This is a genomic window from Dactylosporangium sp. NPDC005572, assembly GCF_040605515.1.
Classification (GTDB): Bacteria; Actinomycetota; Actinomycetes; order Mycobacteriales; family Micromonosporaceae; genus Dactylosporangium.
On the sequence record NZ_JBEXCY010000266.1, the window covers coordinates 1 to 14,473 of the forward strand.

The 14,473-nt window shown below is 75.4% G+C and carries 11 protein-coding genes; 5 read left to right on the top strand and 6 right to left on the bottom strand.

Annotation, left to right across the window (positions count from 1 at the left end; genetic code table 11):
• On the bottom strand, positions 1-1,905 hold a 1,905-nt coding region (locus ABZS66_RS55120), incomplete at its 3' end, for an ABC transporter permease (protein WP_354771885.1).
• Positions 1,906-1,996: 91 nt separating this feature from the next.
• Positions 1,997-3,436, bottom strand: a complete 1,440-nt coding sequence (locus tag ABZS66_RS55125) for an MFS transporter (RefSeq protein WP_354771887.1) — start codon at positions 3,434-3,436, stop codon at positions 1,997-1,999.
• Between the two features lie 97 nt (positions 3,437-3,533).
• Between ABZS66_RS55125 and ABZS66_RS55130 the strand changes: the two genes are divergently transcribed.
• On the top strand, positions 3,534-4,205 hold the full coding sequence (locus tag ABZS66_RS55130; protein ID WP_354771889.1) for a TetR family transcriptional regulator: 672 nt from the start codon (positions 3,534-3,536) through the stop codon (positions 4,203-4,205).
• A gap of 75 nt (positions 4,206-4,280) precedes the next feature.
• On the opposite strand, the gene ABZS66_RS55135 is transcribed toward ABZS66_RS55130, so the two are convergent.
• From ABZS66_RS55135 to ABZS66_RS55145, 3 genes are read right to left on the bottom strand one after another with little or no spacing between them, the layout of a single operon-like run.
• Entirely contained in the window at positions 4,281-5,417 is a 1,137-nt protein-coding gene (locus ABZS66_RS55135; RefSeq protein ID WP_354771891.1) for an acetylhydrolase, read from the bottom strand.
• The gene (locus tag ABZS66_RS55140; RefSeq protein WP_354771893.1) at positions 5,414-5,779 is read right to left on the bottom strand and encodes a transcriptional regulator; all 366 of its coding nucleotides are present in this window, start codon (positions 5,777-5,779) and stop codon (positions 5,414-5,416) included. Before ABZS66_RS55140 ends, ABZS66_RS55135 begins: the two co-directional genes overlap by 4 nt.
• A complete protein-coding gene (locus ABZS66_RS55145) occupies positions 5,776-6,459 on the bottom strand; it encodes a hypothetical protein (RefSeq protein WP_354771895.1) in 684 nt (227 codons plus the stop codon). The genes ABZS66_RS55140 and ABZS66_RS55145 overlap by 4 nt, the downstream gene beginning before the upstream one ends.
• Positions 6,460-6,529: 70 nt before the next feature.
• On the opposite strand from ABZS66_RS55145, the gene ABZS66_RS55150 reads away from it, so the two are divergent.
• The 3 genes from ABZS66_RS55150 (at position 6,530) to ABZS66_RS55160 (ending at position 9,175) form a co-directional block, all read left to right on the top strand.
• On the top strand, positions 6,530-7,564 hold the full coding sequence (locus tag ABZS66_RS55150; protein WP_354771897.1) for an alpha/beta hydrolase-fold protein: 1,035 nt from the start codon (positions 6,530-6,532) through the stop codon (positions 7,562-7,564).
• Between the two features lie 21 nt (positions 7,565-7,585).
• The gene (locus ABZS66_RS55155) at positions 7,586-8,221 is read left to right on the top strand and encodes a hypothetical protein (RefSeq protein ID WP_354771899.1); all 636 of its coding nucleotides are present in this window, start codon (positions 7,586-7,588) and stop codon (positions 8,219-8,221) included.
• A 120-nt stretch (positions 8,222-8,341) separates the two neighbouring features.
• Positions 8,342-9,175, top strand: a complete 834-nt coding sequence (locus ABZS66_RS55160; RefSeq protein WP_354771901.1) for an NAD(P)H-binding protein — start codon at positions 8,342-8,344, stop codon at positions 9,173-9,175.
• 32 nt (positions 9,176-9,207) lie between these two features.
• Here ABZS66_RS55160 and ABZS66_RS55165 read toward each other — a convergent pair whose 3' ends face one another.
• Complete coding sequence (locus ABZS66_RS55165; protein ID WP_354771903.1) at positions 9,208-11,949, bottom strand: AAA family ATPase; 2,742 nt, start codon at positions 11,947-11,949, stop codon at positions 9,208-9,210.
• A 105-nt stretch (positions 11,950-12,054) separates the two neighbouring features.
• Between ABZS66_RS55165 and ABZS66_RS55170 the strand changes: the two genes are divergently transcribed.
• A partial coding sequence (locus ABZS66_RS55170; protein ID WP_354771905.1) for an AAA family ATPase occupies positions 12,055-14,473 on the top strand: 2,419 nt, incomplete at its 3' end.

Sequence of the window (14,473 nt, forward strand, 5' to 3'; positions counted from 1 at the left end):
GGTGCCGATCGTCGCGTGGACGAGCTGGACCACCAGCCGCAGCGGCCCGGCGGAGTCGTTGACCGCGCGCACGGTGAGCGCGGTGCCGCCGACCGCGGGCGGATCGTCCGCCTCGACCGGCAGGTGCGGCAGCGCGTGGCCGGTCACCGCGGCGAACCGGGCGGTGTCGACGGCCAGCACCGGCGGCACGGCGTCGCGGTCGAGGGCGACCGCCATCGCATCCTTCCCGCCGGGGTCGGCCGCGCGGACCGCCGACAGCAGCACCCGCTGGTTGGCCGCCCGCACGGTGAGCACCCGGTCGGCGCCGAGTTCGGCGGCGGTCCGCTCGGCCCGTTCCCGGCCGGCGGCGGCGTACCCGGACGCGGCCAGCCCGAGCAGCGCCACCGCGACCGCGACGAGCGCGAAGATCCGGTCGATGCCCGGCCGCCGGTGGTACTGCAGCGCCGCCATCGCCAGCGGCAGCCGCCCGGTGCGCAGGGCGGCGCGGCCGGTCTGGCCGGCGAGCGCGGTGACCAGGCGGGCGAGCAGCCCGGCCACGGCGAGCGCGGCGAGCACGGGCGCGACCAGCCCGACGCCCTGCACGCTGCCGGACCGCGCCTGCGTGAGGGCCGCGGCGGCCAGCGCGACGAGCAGCACGTCGAGGAGCGCCCCGGTCCACCGGCGGGCGGGCCCGGCCGAGCGCCGCAGGAGCTCCGCGACGGGTGTTCGCAGCAGTGGTACCTCCACGAGCACGAGCACGACCAGCCCCGCCACGGCGGCGATGCCCGCGGCGGCGGCCGACGCCGGCAGCTGTCCGGGGCCTCCCGCTGCTCCGGCGGTGGCGGACGGGCCGGCCGCGAGCCGGGCGACGGCCCAGCCGAGCAGCAGCCCGGCCGGCAGGGCGACCGCGACCGGCAGCAGGTGCTGCCACAGCACCAGCCGCAGCATCCGCCGCCGGGTGCTGCCGCGCAGCTTCAGCAGCGCGACGTCGGGCCGGCGGTCCTGCGCGGTGTGCCGGCCGACGATGCCGAGCGCGAGCAGGCACAGGGTGAGCGCCTCGACCCACCCGGCGAGCACGCCGTCGCGGGTCGCGGCCCGGTCCGCCGCGACGCGGTCGAGCAGCTCGTCGCCGGGCGCCTCGGTGTCGAACCCGGCCTCCCGCAGGGCGGTGTTGACGACGCCGAGGCGATCGATGAGGCTCGTCGGCACCGGCACCGTGTAGACGGCGGTCGGCCCGTCCAGCACGTCGCCCGCGAACGTCTCCACCGGGACGAACACCGGGTCGAGGGTCTCCTCGCCCGCGACGATGTGGCCCGGCCCGAACAGCGGGTCGGCCCACCAGGTGCCACCGGGGTCCTGTCGTTCATAGATGGCGGTGACTTTCAGGTGTACCTTGGGCGCGCCCGGCTGGCTGCGCAGGACGAGCTCGTCGCCGGCCCGCACGCCGAGGGTGTTCGCGGCGTGGGTGCTGAGGGCGGCCTCGCCGGGGCGGGCCGGGCAGTCGCCGTCGAGGCGCAGGTGCGGGCAGGCGCCGTCGCGATACGCGACGGGGACCTTCCGGCCGAACCCGCCGGTGTCGGAGGTGAGCGCCTGCGTCATCCCGAGGACCGCCGCAGTCGTGCCGCCTGGGTCGGCGGTGGTCGCGCCGTCCGTGGTCGCGGCGGCCGTCAGCAGGGCCTCGACCTCGCGGCGGAAGGCGGTGAGCGCCGCGGCCGGGTCGTCGCCGGTCGGGGCGGCCCGGTGCACCGACAGCAGCCGCTGCGCCGGCGGCGCCTCGGCGAGGTCGGCCGCCGCGACCCGGCTCCCGGCCGCCGCCGTGTACAGCGGCCCGGCGGCGGCCACCGCGCACAGCAGCACGGTGAGCACCAGGACCGCCAGCCCCTGCGCCCGCCGCCGCAGCAGCGCGCCGAACACGAGTCGAAGCACGTCGCCTCCCCGTCCGACCGTCGAGCTTCGTCGATCCGGGTAGGCTACCCCTATTTCGGGACCCGTAAAAAGACTGCCCGCAGGTTGGGCCTCAGGCCTGACGGCGGCCGCGGCGGGCCGCCCAGACGACCAGCACGGCGCAGACGGCGGTCAGGGCCAGGGTCGCGAGCGTGACGGCGTTCTCGAAGGTGTGGGTGGCGGCCGCGCTGCCGCCGATGTCCGACAGTGAGCCGGTGAGCGCGGCCGCGACGATGGTGCCGGCGACGGCCAGGCCGACGCTGCTGGCGACCTCCTGGCTGGTGTCGCTGAGGGCGGCGCCGGTGGCGGTCTGGTCCTCCGGGAGGCCGCGCACGACGGTGACACCCGCGATGGTCAGCACGACGCGCATGCCGGCGGCGGTGAGCGCGAGGGCGACGGCGATCCAGACGTAGCCGTAGCGGCCGAGCAGGCCGTAGACGAGCAGGCCCGCGACGACCGCGGACCCGCCCACGACGGCGGCGCGGTGCGTGCCGAGCCGCTCCACGATGCGCTCCACGAACGGCCCGATCGCGAGCATGACGACGACCTGCGGCAGGTTGCCGAGCGCGGCCGCGGCCGGCGACCATCCCCAGGCGAGCTGCAGCTGGAGCGAGACGGTGAAGGCGATGGCGGCCATCCCGAGACCCACCGCGGCGCTGAAGGCGAGGCTGGACGCGACCGCGGGGCGCTTCACCAGGGCGAAGTCGAACATCGGGTGCGCGGTGCGCCGCTCCCGCACGACGAAGCCGACGGCGCAGGCGAGGCTGCCGGCCCCGACCAGCCATGGTGTGGCGTGGCTCCATCCGCCCTCGACGACGAGGGTGGCCGTCCAGAGCGCGAGCATGATCGTGGCCGTGCCGAGCAGGGCGCCGGCCAGGTCGAGCGGCGCGCGGTTGCGCTGCGCCGGGTCGTCGGCCGGGACGCCGGAGCGGATGCACAGCAGCGCGAGCACCGCGATGGGCACGTTCATCACCAGCAGCGCCTGCCACGGCAGCACCTGCAGGACCAGGCCGCCCACGGTCGGTCCGACCGCCAGGCCGACGAGTCCCACCGTGGAGATCAGCGAGGTCGCCCGCAACAGCAGGTTCTCCGCGTCGAACAGGCGGAAGCACAGCGCCATGGTGCCGGGCGCGGTCATGGCGGCGGTGATGCCGATCGCGGCCCGCACGGCGATGAGCTCGCCCGGCGTCCGCACTGTCAGGACGGCGAGGTTGGCCAGCGCGAACAGGCTCAGCCCGATCAGCATCATCCGGCGGGTGCCGTACCGGTCGGCGATCGCCCCGAACGCCATCATCAGGCCGCCGAACAGTAGCGAGTACCCCGTGGTGATCCACTGCAGGTCCGCCGCCGAGGCGCGCAGGTCGCGCGCGATGGTCGGCAGCGCCACGTTCAGCACCGAGTTGTCGAGCATCTCCACCAGGAAGACGACGGACAGCCCGAGGATCGCGGGCCACACGGCCCGCAGCGAGGCGGCGCGCGCCGGTACGGGCGCGGCCAGGACGTCGGCACTCATGGGATACCCCCTCTGTGGCAAACCGGTCATATCTCTGGAACAGTGTTCCAGTCCTCCCTACTTTGGAACGCTGTTCCAGTCATGTCAAGATGGGGGCATGGCAAGTAGGGCGCGTCACACCGGGCGCCGCGAGGAGGCGCTGTCGCGGGATCGCATCGTGGCCGCCGCCGTCGAGCTGCTCGACGTCGCCGGCGAGGGCGGGCTGAGCTTCCGGGCGCTCAGCGCACAGCTGCGGACCGGCCCCGGCGCGATCTACTGGCACGTGGCGAACAAGGACGAGCTGCTCGCCGCGGCCACCGACGCCGTACTCGCCGCCGCGCTGGCGGCCGACCCCGCCGGCGAGACGCCGGAGCACGCGATCCGGGTGGTCGCGCTCGGCGTGTTCGACGCGATCGACGAGCACCCCTGGGTCGGCGCACAGCTGGCCCGGCTCGCGTCGCAGTCGTCGGTGCTCCAGGTCTTCGAGCGCATCGGGCGGCAGGTGCAGGCCCTCGGCGTGCCGGCCGCCGGCCAGTTCGACGCGGCGTCGGCGCTGCTGAACTACGTCCTCGGCGTCGCCGGGCAGAACGCCGCGAACGCCCGCTCGCAGGCGCCGGGCACCAGCCGGGCCGACGTCCTCGGGGCCGAGTCGGCCCTGTGGGCGAGCCTCGACCCGGCCGCGTACCCGTTCATCCACACCGTCGCCGGCCAACTGCGCGACCACGACGACCGCGCCCAGTTCCTCGCCGGCGTCGACCTCATCGTCGCCGGCATGCGGACCGTCCGGTGACGGCGCACCCGGAGCTCACGCCGTGGAGCGACGACCGGCTCGCGCTCGGCGAAGGGGCCCGGTGGTCCTGCTCGGTCAGGGGATGAAACGGACCTCGGGGAAGGCCGGGCTCGGCCCTTCGAGCAGGCGCTGCCGCCGGTGGCGCAGGTGCCGGTCGAAGAAGGCGAGCGGGTAGGCCTGCTGGATCCGCACCGCCCGGGCCGGGTCGAGGGTGCCGATCCAGCCGGCGACGTCCTCGTCGCTCATCCCGGCGATCCGGGCCAGCTGCGGGATGAGCCACTGGTGGTCGCAGTACGCCCCGTGGCGCGCGCCGTCAGCCTGCACGTTGAGACGCCAGCCGTGCAGGCGCGTCCAGAACTCCTCGACGCTCGGCTCGGCGGCCCGGCTGAAGGCCGCGGTCATGAGCATGAACGGCCGGTCGAGGTCGGCGGGCGGCGGCCCGGACTGCATCGGGCCGTCGAAGCCGAGCCCGGCCCGCACGCGCCGGTCCTCGTTCATGACGAGGGCGGTCGCGGTGGCGCCTTTCGACCAGCCGAACATGCCGATGCGCCGCAGGTCGAGCGCGGCGCCCAGGCGGGCCGGCAGCGGGCGGCGCCCGGCGTCGGGGTTGCGGCCGGCGGCGAGGTCCTCGACGCGGTCGAGGACGAAGCGGATGTCGCGGGCGTGGTCCCACGGCGTGACGGGCAGGTCGTCGTCCGGGATCCGCAGCCGGCCGCCGGGGAGCTCGACGTACGCGTCGGCGTGATCCACGGTGACCACGACGTAGCCGTGGCTGGCCAACTCCTGGACCACGACCGTGGTCTCGGAGCGGTGGCCGCCGGCGCCGTGGGAGAACACGATCACGGGCAGCCGGTCGGGTGTCCGCAGCACCGGGGCGCCGTCGTGGCCGGCCGTCCAGGGTGCCGCCGCGGCGTCGGCGGCGAACCCGTTGGCCACGAGCAGCGCGCTCAGCGGCGCCGCGGTCATCCACGGCGCCACCGGATGACGCTCGGCGCCGCGGGCGGCGGGGTACCAGAGGCTGACCATCAGTTCCGGGCGGGATGCGCCGACGAGGTGCAGCGAAACGGTGCCGACCCGATGCGGCCCGGTGGGCGGGGGCAGCGTCAGCCGGGCCGGGGCCGCCGCCCACCCGCGGCCGGCGCCGAGTGGCACGGCGACCCCGGTGGCGAGCGCGGCCGCGAGCAGGTGCCGGCGGGTCAGTGCGGCGGTCATCGGTCCTCCGGGGTGTCGGTGGGCTCGGCCGGGGTGTCGGTGGTCTCGACGCGGGCGATGAGCAGCTTGAGCCGCGCGATCTCCTCGGCGAGCGCGGTGCCGCCGGTGGCGGTGAGGGTGACCCAGGTGCGGCCGCGCTTGCCGGCGTAGCCCTTCTCGACCTCGATCAGCCCGGCCGCCTCCAGCACGCTCAGGTGCTTGGAGAGGTTCCCTGCGGTCAGGTCCAGCTGCGTGCGCAGGTAGCCGAACTCCGCCCGGCGGGCCTCGTGCGCGATGGTGAGGATCCCCAGCCGGACCCGCTGGTGCACCACCTCGTCCAGCCCGTTGGCCGGGTGGTCCGGGGTCCCGTCCTCGGCGGTCATCGGCGTCGCCGCCCGGCCAGCGCGAAGCCGATCGCGCCCAGCAGCAGTACGGCGCCGTTGATGAACTGCTGCGGCAGGAACATCGTGCGGTCCTGGCCGTTCCAGTGCCAGCCGAAGTCGATCGGCACCAGCGCCACCGCCAGGTACGCGAGGGTGAACACCAGCAGCCCGAGGTTGCGCTCCAGCCGGGCCAGCACCAGCAGCGCCACCCCGATCGTGCCCCACGGCGCGATCAGCCGGTCCAGCACCAGCACCCACTCCGGGAAGCGCTGGGGGTGGTCCGGGAAGTACAGGCGCGCCGCCACCCACGCGGCGGTGAACAGGACGGTCAGCGCGACGCCGGTGATCGCGTACGGCAGCACCCGGGCGCCCAGCCCCCGTGACCGGGCGACGCGGACGTAGCAGACGGCGATCGCCGTGTACGCCAGCAGCAGCGCCACCGGCCAGTAGTACAGCACCCCTTGGCGCGAGAACTCGCACATGTGGGTGTCGGCGCCGTCCACGCAGCGCAGGACGAGGAAGTACCAGTCGAACGGGATCCCGACGAACGTCACCGCGGCCAGGACCAGCAGCGCGAACCAGGTCACCCGCTGGTCGACCCGCACCCGGCGGGCGAGGTTGCGCACCTCCGACAGCAGCCGGCGGGGATCGCCGCCGGTGGGCACCGAATCAGTGGTCATGCCAATAGGTTTCCACAGCAAACCGATTTCCGCTAGTGCCAACAGTTGGCCGGGTCGTAGGCTGGCACGCATGCTGCCCTGGTCCGCCGAGCTCGCCGGCCGGTTCGAGCACCACGTCGTCGACAGCGCCGTCCTGCGGGGCAACCCGCTCGGCGACCCGCACGAGCGGCCGGTGTACGTGCAGCTGCCGCCCGGGTACGACGACGAGCCTGCGCGGCGGTACCCGGCCGTGTTCGTGCTGCAGGGGTACACCGGTCACCTCGCGATGTGGTGGAACCGGTCCCCGTTCCGCCAGCCGTACCCGGAGCTGGCCGACGCCGCCTTCGCCCGCGGCGAGGCCGAGCCGATGATCATCGTGTACGTCGACGCCTGGACGGCCTACGGCGGCAGCCAGTTCCTCGACTCGCCGGCGACCGGCCGGTACCACACCTACCTCTGCGACGAGGTCGTGCCGTGGGTCGACGCCCGCTACCGCACGCTGGCCGACCGCGACCACCGCGCCGTGAGCGGCAAGTCGAGCGGCGGCTACGGCGCGATGGTGACGGCGATGCTGCGCCCGGACCTCTTCGGCGCCTTCGCCACCCACGCCGGCGACGCTCTGTTCGACGTGTGCCACCGCGCCTCGTTCCCGCTCGTGGCCCGCAGGCTGCGCGACGAGCACGACGGCTCCTACGAGGCCTTCCTCGCCGCGTTCCGCTCGCGGACGCTGCCACCGTCGAACGACGACGTCGAGCTGCTGGAGGTGTACGGCTACGCGGCCGCCTACTCCGCCGACGAGGACGGCACGGTCCACCTGCCGTTCGACGCGAACGGCGCGGTGATCCCCGCGGTGTGGGAGCGCTGGCTGTCCCGGGACCCCGTCGTCATGGCCTCGCTGCCGCAGTACCACGGGGCGCTGCGGTCGATGCGGGCGATCTGGATCGACGCCGGCAACCGCGACGAGTACTACCTCGACTTCGGCGCGGCGGCCTTCCGTGACGCGGTGCTCGGCGGCGGCGTCCCTCCGGAGCTGGTCCACTTCGAGCTGTTCCCGGCCGGCCACGGCGGCATCGAGTACCGCTACCCGCTGGCGCTGGCCTGGCTCTCCCACCGCCTCACGGCGTGAGCTTCGCTACACTGCGCGGCCATGCAGTCCGTCCTCGACCAGCTCGACGCCGCGGCCGAGGGCTTCGACTTCCCGATGCTGGACAACGGGTACTACTACGCGGTCGACGCCCGGCTCCACGCGTACGGCGACGCGCGGCGGTGGGCGCTGATCGTCGAGGCGGTGGGCTACTCGCCGCGGGCCGGGAACCTCACTGACGTACTCCACGTCTTCGGCAACTGCCTGACCGTGGGTGATCCCGGCTGCGAAGGCGGCGACTTCCTCAACCGGATCGACAACTGGGACGAGGTCGAGGATCCGGACGAGCCCGAGATGTACCGAGGAGGTCCGCTCGTGGTCCGCGGTCGGCCGGTGGTGGTAGCCGCCGGGCCGGGCGAAGAACTGGTCGACGTGCTGCGCCGCCTGGTGCCGGAGCACCGGGAGCTGCTCCTGGCCGACGAGACGGAGCTGCGGCGCCGCATCCCGCCGGACCTCCCGGAGCTCCTGCGGCTCGATGAGTGGCACCATCCCGACCTCGCCGGCAGCACGCGGCCCAGCGAGTCGCCGACCTTCCGTCAGCTCGCCGAGGTGCTGACGACGGGCGACCTGACGCGGTACGCGCCGACCGCACCGCCCAACACGCACTGGTCCAACTGGCCGGAGTCCGGGAGCCTCTGAGGCCGCTGCGGAAGGCAAGCGCCCTCGCATCTTCGAGATGTTACGTGACTCATATTGTACGGATCTCAAAGCCAAGATACTTTGAAACTCGTACGATATGAGAACGAGAGGGGTTCCGTCATGATCCTGATCACCGGTGCCACCGGGGTCGTCGGCCGGGAAACCGTCCGGCTCCTGGCCGAGCAGGGAGCGAAGGTCGCCGCCGTCACCCGCGACCCGCACGCCGACCTCCCCGCGGGCGCCAGGCCGGTCCACCCCGCCGAGGTCGCCACCCTCGACGGGGTCGAGGCGATCCTGCTCAGCCCGCGCGCCGCCGGCGCCACGGCCGCCGGCCTCCTGACCCGCGCCCGCGAAGCCGGCACCAGCCGGGTCGTCGTGCTGTCCGCGGTGACGGTGCCGTACCCGGCCGGGCTCCCCCGCTTCCGGGAGCAGTTCCAGGCGGTCGAGGACCTCGCCACGGGGTCCGGCCTGGACTGCACGATCCTGCGCTGCGCCGACTTCGCCGCCAACACCCTCGCCTGGGCCGGGCAGGTCCGGGCGACCGGAACCGTGCGGGGGGCGTACCCCGGGGCGCGGACCTCGACCATCGACGAGCGCGACATCGCCGCGGTGGCCGCCCTCGCCCTGACCGGCGCTGCGCACGCCGGCCAGACGTACCTGCTGACCGGTGAGCAGTCGCTCAGCCAGGCGGAGAAGGTCGCCGCGCTCGGCGCGGCGCTCGACCGGCCGCTGACGTTCGTCGAGGCCGCACCGGACGAGATCCGCCGCGGCATGCTCGCCGCCGGCCTGCCCGACGAGGTGCCCGACCGGCTGCTCGGCTCGCTGGCCGACTACGCGCGCGAGCCCGGACCCACCAGCGACACGGTGCGCCGGCTGCTGGGCCGCCCGGCCCGCACGTACGCCACCTGGGCCCACGACCACCGCGCCGCCTTCACCACAGCAGCACACCGCTGAGGCTCGCGCTTCCAGCGCGCCCGGTGACCGGGTCAGAGCACTGAAAGCACGCGGCCGAGCTGGCGGCGTGACTCGACGCCGAGTTTTCGGAAGACCTTGCGGAGGTGGTAGTCGACCGTGCTCGTGCTGATGAACAGCCGTTCGGCGATCTGCGGGTTGGTGAGGCCGTCGCGGGCCAGCGCGGCGATGGCGGCCTCCTGCGGGGTGAGCCGGCTGGTCGCGTCGGGCCGGCGGCCGGCGGTCTCGCCGGTGGCCAGCAGCTCCTGGCGGGCGCGCTCGGCGAACGCCGCCGCGCCCATGTCCTCGAACCGGGTCAGGGCGGTGCGCAGCGCCTCCCGGGCGTCCTTGCGGCGCCGCCGGCGGCGCAGCCACTCGCCGTAGAGCAGGTACGTGCGGGCGACGTCGCCGCTCGCCGCGGTGCCCTCCAGGGTCGTGAGCGCGGAGCGGTACAGCGCCTCCGCCTCCTCGTCCGGCGCGAGGAGCGCCCGGGACCGGTCGAGCAGCCCCAGGGCCCACGGGGTGCCGCCGGCCGTCGCCCGCTCGGTCAACAGGGCGAGGGCGCGCCCGGCAAGGTCCCGGTCGTCGGAGTAGGCGGCGGCCTCGACCAGGTCGGGCAGCACCCGGGAGTACGCCCCGCTGTAGTCCGGCTCGACGAGCTCGACGGCGGCGGCGGCCGCGGCGGCGTAGTTGCCGAGGCCCATTTCGAGCACGACCAGGCCGACGCGGCTGAGGCAGGCGCTGGCGCCCATGCCGAGCCACATCGCCGCCTGGTAGGCGCGTTCGATGCGGTCCCGGGCGTCGGCCGGCGCGCGCCAGCCGACCTGCTCGGGGCTGCGGTACACCTCCCACATGTGCGGCGTGTTGGCGACCGCGCTGCGCAGCTCGTGCACCTCGAGCAGCAGTTCGTCGGCCGTGTCGAGCCGGCCGAGCGTCGTCTCGTGCAGCGCGGACGCGAAGAGCACCGTCTCCAGCATGTGCAGCGCGCCGGTGCGCCGTGCCACAGCGGCGGCCCGGTGCAGCATGGCCTCGCGGACCCGGTCGTCCCAGAACCGGGTGGAGGCGGTGACCCCGGTGAGGTAGTGGGTGAGCAGCTCCTCGTCGGGCAGCTCCCCGTCGGCGAGCACCGTGCAGGACCGGTGCAGTGTGGGCACGGCGGCGTCCAGGCCGTCGACGATCAGCGTGCCGAACCCGTCGAGCAGCAGGTCGGCGAGGGTCGCCGGGCCGTCGGGCCGCGGCCGGTCCAGCGCCACCTGCGCGATCTGCCGCAGGTCCGTGCCGTCGGTGAGGTACTCGGACATCAGCGCCGCGTCCAGGGCGGTGAACAGCGCATCGCGCGCCCGGTCGGGGGTGTCGGACCGGAACGCCTCGTAGGCGGCGAGGCAGGTCGCGGCGACCTGCGCCGAGCCGCGCTCCCCGCCGAGCGCGACGATGGTGCGGGCCCGCAGCATGAGCCGGTTGCCCTGGTCGACGGCGCCGAGCAGGTCCGGCTCGATGGCGTCGAGCAGCATGCCGGCCTTCGTCGGCGCCCCGGCGGTGAAGGCAGCCTCGGCGGCGGCGAGCAGCCGCCCGGCGCGGGCGTGCTCGTCGGGGGTCAGTTCGGCGGCGCGGGTCAGGAACGTCGCCCGGGCGGCGTAGCCACCGCGGCCGGCGGCGCGGCCGGCCGCCAGTACCAGATCCGTCGCGACCTCCTCGTCCGGCTGCACCGCCGCCGACGCCCGGTGCCAGGCCCGGCGGTCGGCGTCCGTGGAGCGGGTCGTCGCCGCGGCGAGCGCCTGGTGCACCTGCCGCCGCTGGGAGCTCGTCGCGCCGCCGTACACGGCCGAGCGGACCAGCGGATGCCGGAACCGCACGTCCGTGTCGAGCACCACGAGCCGCAGCCGCTCGGCGGGGTCGGCCGCCTCGGGCCCGGCGCCGAACGCGGCCGCGGCCGCCGTGACGTAGCCGAGGTCGCCCTGGGGCTCGGCCGCGGCGACCAGCAGCCACCGCTGCGTCGGCTCCGGCAGCTGCCGCACCTGCCGCAGGTAGTGCGCCTCGAGGCGGTTGCCGACCGGCAACGGCTCGGGCAGCAGCAGCGCCCCGGCGAGCTGGCTGGCGCTCAGCGACGCGCCGAGGTCGGTGACGGCCAGCGGGTTGCCACGGGTCGCGGCGACGATCTGGCCGGCCACCCGGGTGTCGAGCGGCCCGCTGACGACCGACCGCAGCAGCTCCATGGCGTCCTCGCCGCCCAGCCCGTCCACGGTCAGGGCCGGCAGCCCGTCGAGCACGGCCATGTCGTCGGTGCCGGTCCGCACGGTGAACACCAGGCCGACACCCTCGGCGTGGACGCGGCGCGCCACGAACGCCAGCACGTTGAGCGACTCCGGGTCCAGCCACTGGATGTCGTCGACGCAGCACAGCACCGGCCCGTCGGCGGCGACGCCGGCGAGCAGCGACAACACCGCGAGACTGACCAGGAACCGGTCCGCGGCCGGCCCGCCGGACAGGCCGAACGCCACCGCCAGCGCCTCACGCTGCGTGGCCGGGAGCGCGTCGAGGTCGCCGAGGTGGGCGACGAGCAGCCGATGCAGCGCGGCGAACGGGAACTCCGCCTCGGCCTCGACCCCGGCGACCCGCAGCACCCGCAGGTCGGCGGCCGTGTCGGCCACCGCGTCGAGCAGCGCCGTCTTGCCGATCCCGGCCTCGCCGCGCAGAACCATGACCCGGCTCATCCCGCCGCGCAGGTCCTCGACCAGCGCGTCCAGCGTCGCCCGCTCCGCATCCCGCCCCACCAGCACTGCTGCAGCCTACGAACCGCGCACCGCGGACTACGCACCCACCCCGGGACGACTACGCGGATCCACGGACGCGATCGCCGGTTCGGCGGTCCTACCGTGGCGGCGATGACCGGACTGGACGAACAGCAGCATGCGGTGCACGGCCGCGCGGCCGAGCTGGCCGCGGTCGAGGCGCTGCTGGCCGGCGCGCGCGCCGGCCGGGGCGCGGCGCTGGTGGTGCGTGGGCACGCCGGCATCGGCAAGACCACCCTGCTGGCCGCGGCCCACCGGTCCGCGGCCGAAGCCGGTATGGCGGTGCTCACCATGAACGGCGCCGAGGCGGAGGCCACGCTGCCGTTCGCGGGCCTGCACCAGCTCCTGACACCCCTGCCGAACCACCTGCCGACGCTGACGCCGCGGCTGCAGCGCACGCTGCGGGCCGCGTTCGGGCAGGACGACACCCGTCCCGACCTGTTCACGGTCGGCCTGGCCGTGCTGGAGCTGCTCGGTGACCGCGCGGCCGGCGCGCCGCTGCTCATCCTGGCCGAGGACGCGCACTGGCTGGACCCGGAGACCCTCGACGTGCTGGTGTTCGTGGCGCGGCGGCTGGCCGCGGAGCCGATCGCCGTGATGATGGCGGTCCGGGCCCAGCACACGCACGTCCTCACCGGCACCGGCCTCGGCCAGCTGCCGGTCGAGGAGCTCGACGACGACGCGGCCCGGCGGGTGCTGGCCGACCACACCCCCGACCTGGCGCCCGGCCTGCGCGAACGGGTCCTGGCCGAGGCGGCCGGCAACCCCCTGGCCCTGGTCGAGCTGCCCCGGCTGGTCAGCACCGCGCTCCCCGGCGACCTGCTGCCGCTCAACGAGCGCCTGGAGAGCGCCTTCGCCGACCGGTTCGCGCAGCTGCCGGAGGCGGCCCGGGCGATCGTGGCCGCGTTCTCCGCCGACACCGGCTGCACGCTGCAGTCCCTGTTGGCGGCCGCCCGGGCGCTGACCGGGGAGGCCGTCACGGTGTCCGCGGTCCAGCCCGCGATCGACGCCGGCCTGGTGCGGATCCAGGCCCAGCGGCTGCGGTTCCGCCACCCGCTCGTCCGCTCCGCGGTGTACCGCTCGGTCAGCGACTTCGACCGGCTGACGATCCACTCCGCGCTCGCCGAGGCGCTCGCCGGCGACCCCGACCGGCGGGCCTGGCACCGCAGCGCCGCCACGCTCGGCCCCGACGACGACGTCAGCGCCGAACTGGAGGCCGCCGCCGCACGGGCGCTGGAGCGCGGCGCGCTCGGCGTTGCCGTCACCGACCTCGACCGGGCCGCCGAGCTGACCGGCGACCCGTCCCGCCGCTCGTCGCTGCTGCTGCAGGCCGCGGAGCTGGCGTCGCAGCTGCACGACCGGCGGGTGGCCGCCCAGCTCGTCGCCAAGGCGGACCCGGCGCAGGGCGACGCCGCCGACCGGGCCCGGCTCGCGCTGGTCCGCGACATCGTCGAGCCCGGCGACGTGCGCGACGCCGGCCGGATCGACCAGCTGTGCGACCTCGCCCTCGAACTGCACGCCGCCGGCGCCACCGCCCTTGCCGCCGCGCTGTGCTGGCGGGCCGCGTCGCGGGTCTGGTGGGCCGGCCTGCCGGCGGACGTGGGCGGGCGGATCACCGCCGTGCTGGCCAAGCTCGGCCTGGCCGACGACGACCCGGCGGCCCTGGCGATCGCCGCATACGCCCAGCCGGACGTGCTCGGCGCCGGCGTACTGCGGCGGCTGCCGACCCTGGTCCCGGACCGCGCCGACGTCGACGGCATGCGGTTCCTCGGCGGTGCGGCGCTGATCCTGGGCGACTTCGTCACCGCGTCGTCGTTCATGGGTACCGCCGCGGCCGGCTACCGGGCGCAGGGCCGGGCCGCGCTGCTCGCCCGCACGCTGTCGTCCACCGGCTTCATCCGCCTCTGGCTGGGGCGGTGGCCGGCGGTCCGGGCCGACCTGGACGAGGCCGAGGCCCTCGCCGAGGAGACCGGCGACCACTTCTGGGTCATTGCCGCCCGGGCCAGCCAGGCGCTGCACGAGGCGATGCGCGGCAACCACGAGGCCGCGTTCCGCCTCGCCGACGGTGTGCTCGCCAGCCCGCTGGCCGTCGGGGTGCGGTTCGCCGCCGAGGCCGCCCAGCACGCCCGGGGCGTGGCCGCCAACGCGGCGGGGCGCCACGACGAGGCCCTCGACATCCTCATCCGGGTGTTCGACCCCGCCGACGCCACGTTCCACCTTGACATGTCGGGCTGGGCGCTGCCCGACCTCGCCGACGCGGCGGTGCGCGCCGGGCGGCCGGACGACGTGCGGGCGATCGTCGCCCGGGCCGGGGAACGCGCGGCCCGCTTCCCGTCCCCGGCGCTGCACCGCTCCCTGGCCTACGCGGTCGCTGTGCTCGCCCCCGACGACGAGGCCGGCGCCGCGTACGAGCGGGCGCTCGGCATGGACCTCGCCGACTGGCCGGTGCACCGGGCCCGGCTGCAGCTGGCCCGGTTGTCGGTGTTCCGCGGCGGGTTCTCGCTCGACGGCG

Excerpts from the sequence above, each read along its gene's own strand:
- ABZS66_RS55140 (WP_354771893.1), bottom strand. The coding sequence starts at position 5,779 with ATGACCGCCGAGGACGGGACCCCGGACCACCCGGCCAACGGGCTGGAC.
- ABZS66_RS55130 (WP_354771889.1), top strand. The coding sequence starts at position 3,534 with ATGGCAAGTAGGGCGCGTCACACCGGGCGCCGCGAGGAGGCGCTGTCG.
- ABZS66_RS55160 (WP_354771901.1), top strand. The coding sequence starts at position 8,342 with ATGATCCTGATCACCGGTGCCACCGGGGTCGTCGGCCGGGAAACCGTC.
- ABZS66_RS55150 (WP_354771897.1), top strand. The coding sequence starts at position 6,530 with ATGCTGCCCTGGTCCGCCGAGCTCGCCGGCCGGTTCGAGCACCACGTC.
- ABZS66_RS55125 (WP_354771887.1), bottom strand. The coding sequence starts at position 3,436 with ATGAGTGCCGACGTCCTGGCCGCGCCCGTACCGGCGCGCGCCGCCTCG.
- ABZS66_RS55145 (WP_354771895.1), bottom strand. The coding sequence starts at position 6,459 with ATGACCACTGATTCGGTGCCCACCGGCGGCGATCCCCGCCGGCTGCTG.
- ABZS66_RS55155 (WP_354771899.1), top strand. The coding sequence starts at position 7,586 with ATGCAGTCCGTCCTCGACCAGCTCGACGCCGCGGCCGAGGGCTTCGAC.
- ABZS66_RS55135 (WP_354771891.1), bottom strand. The coding sequence starts at position 5,417 with ATGACCGCCGCACTGACCCGCCGGCACCTGCTCGCGGCCGCGCTCGCC.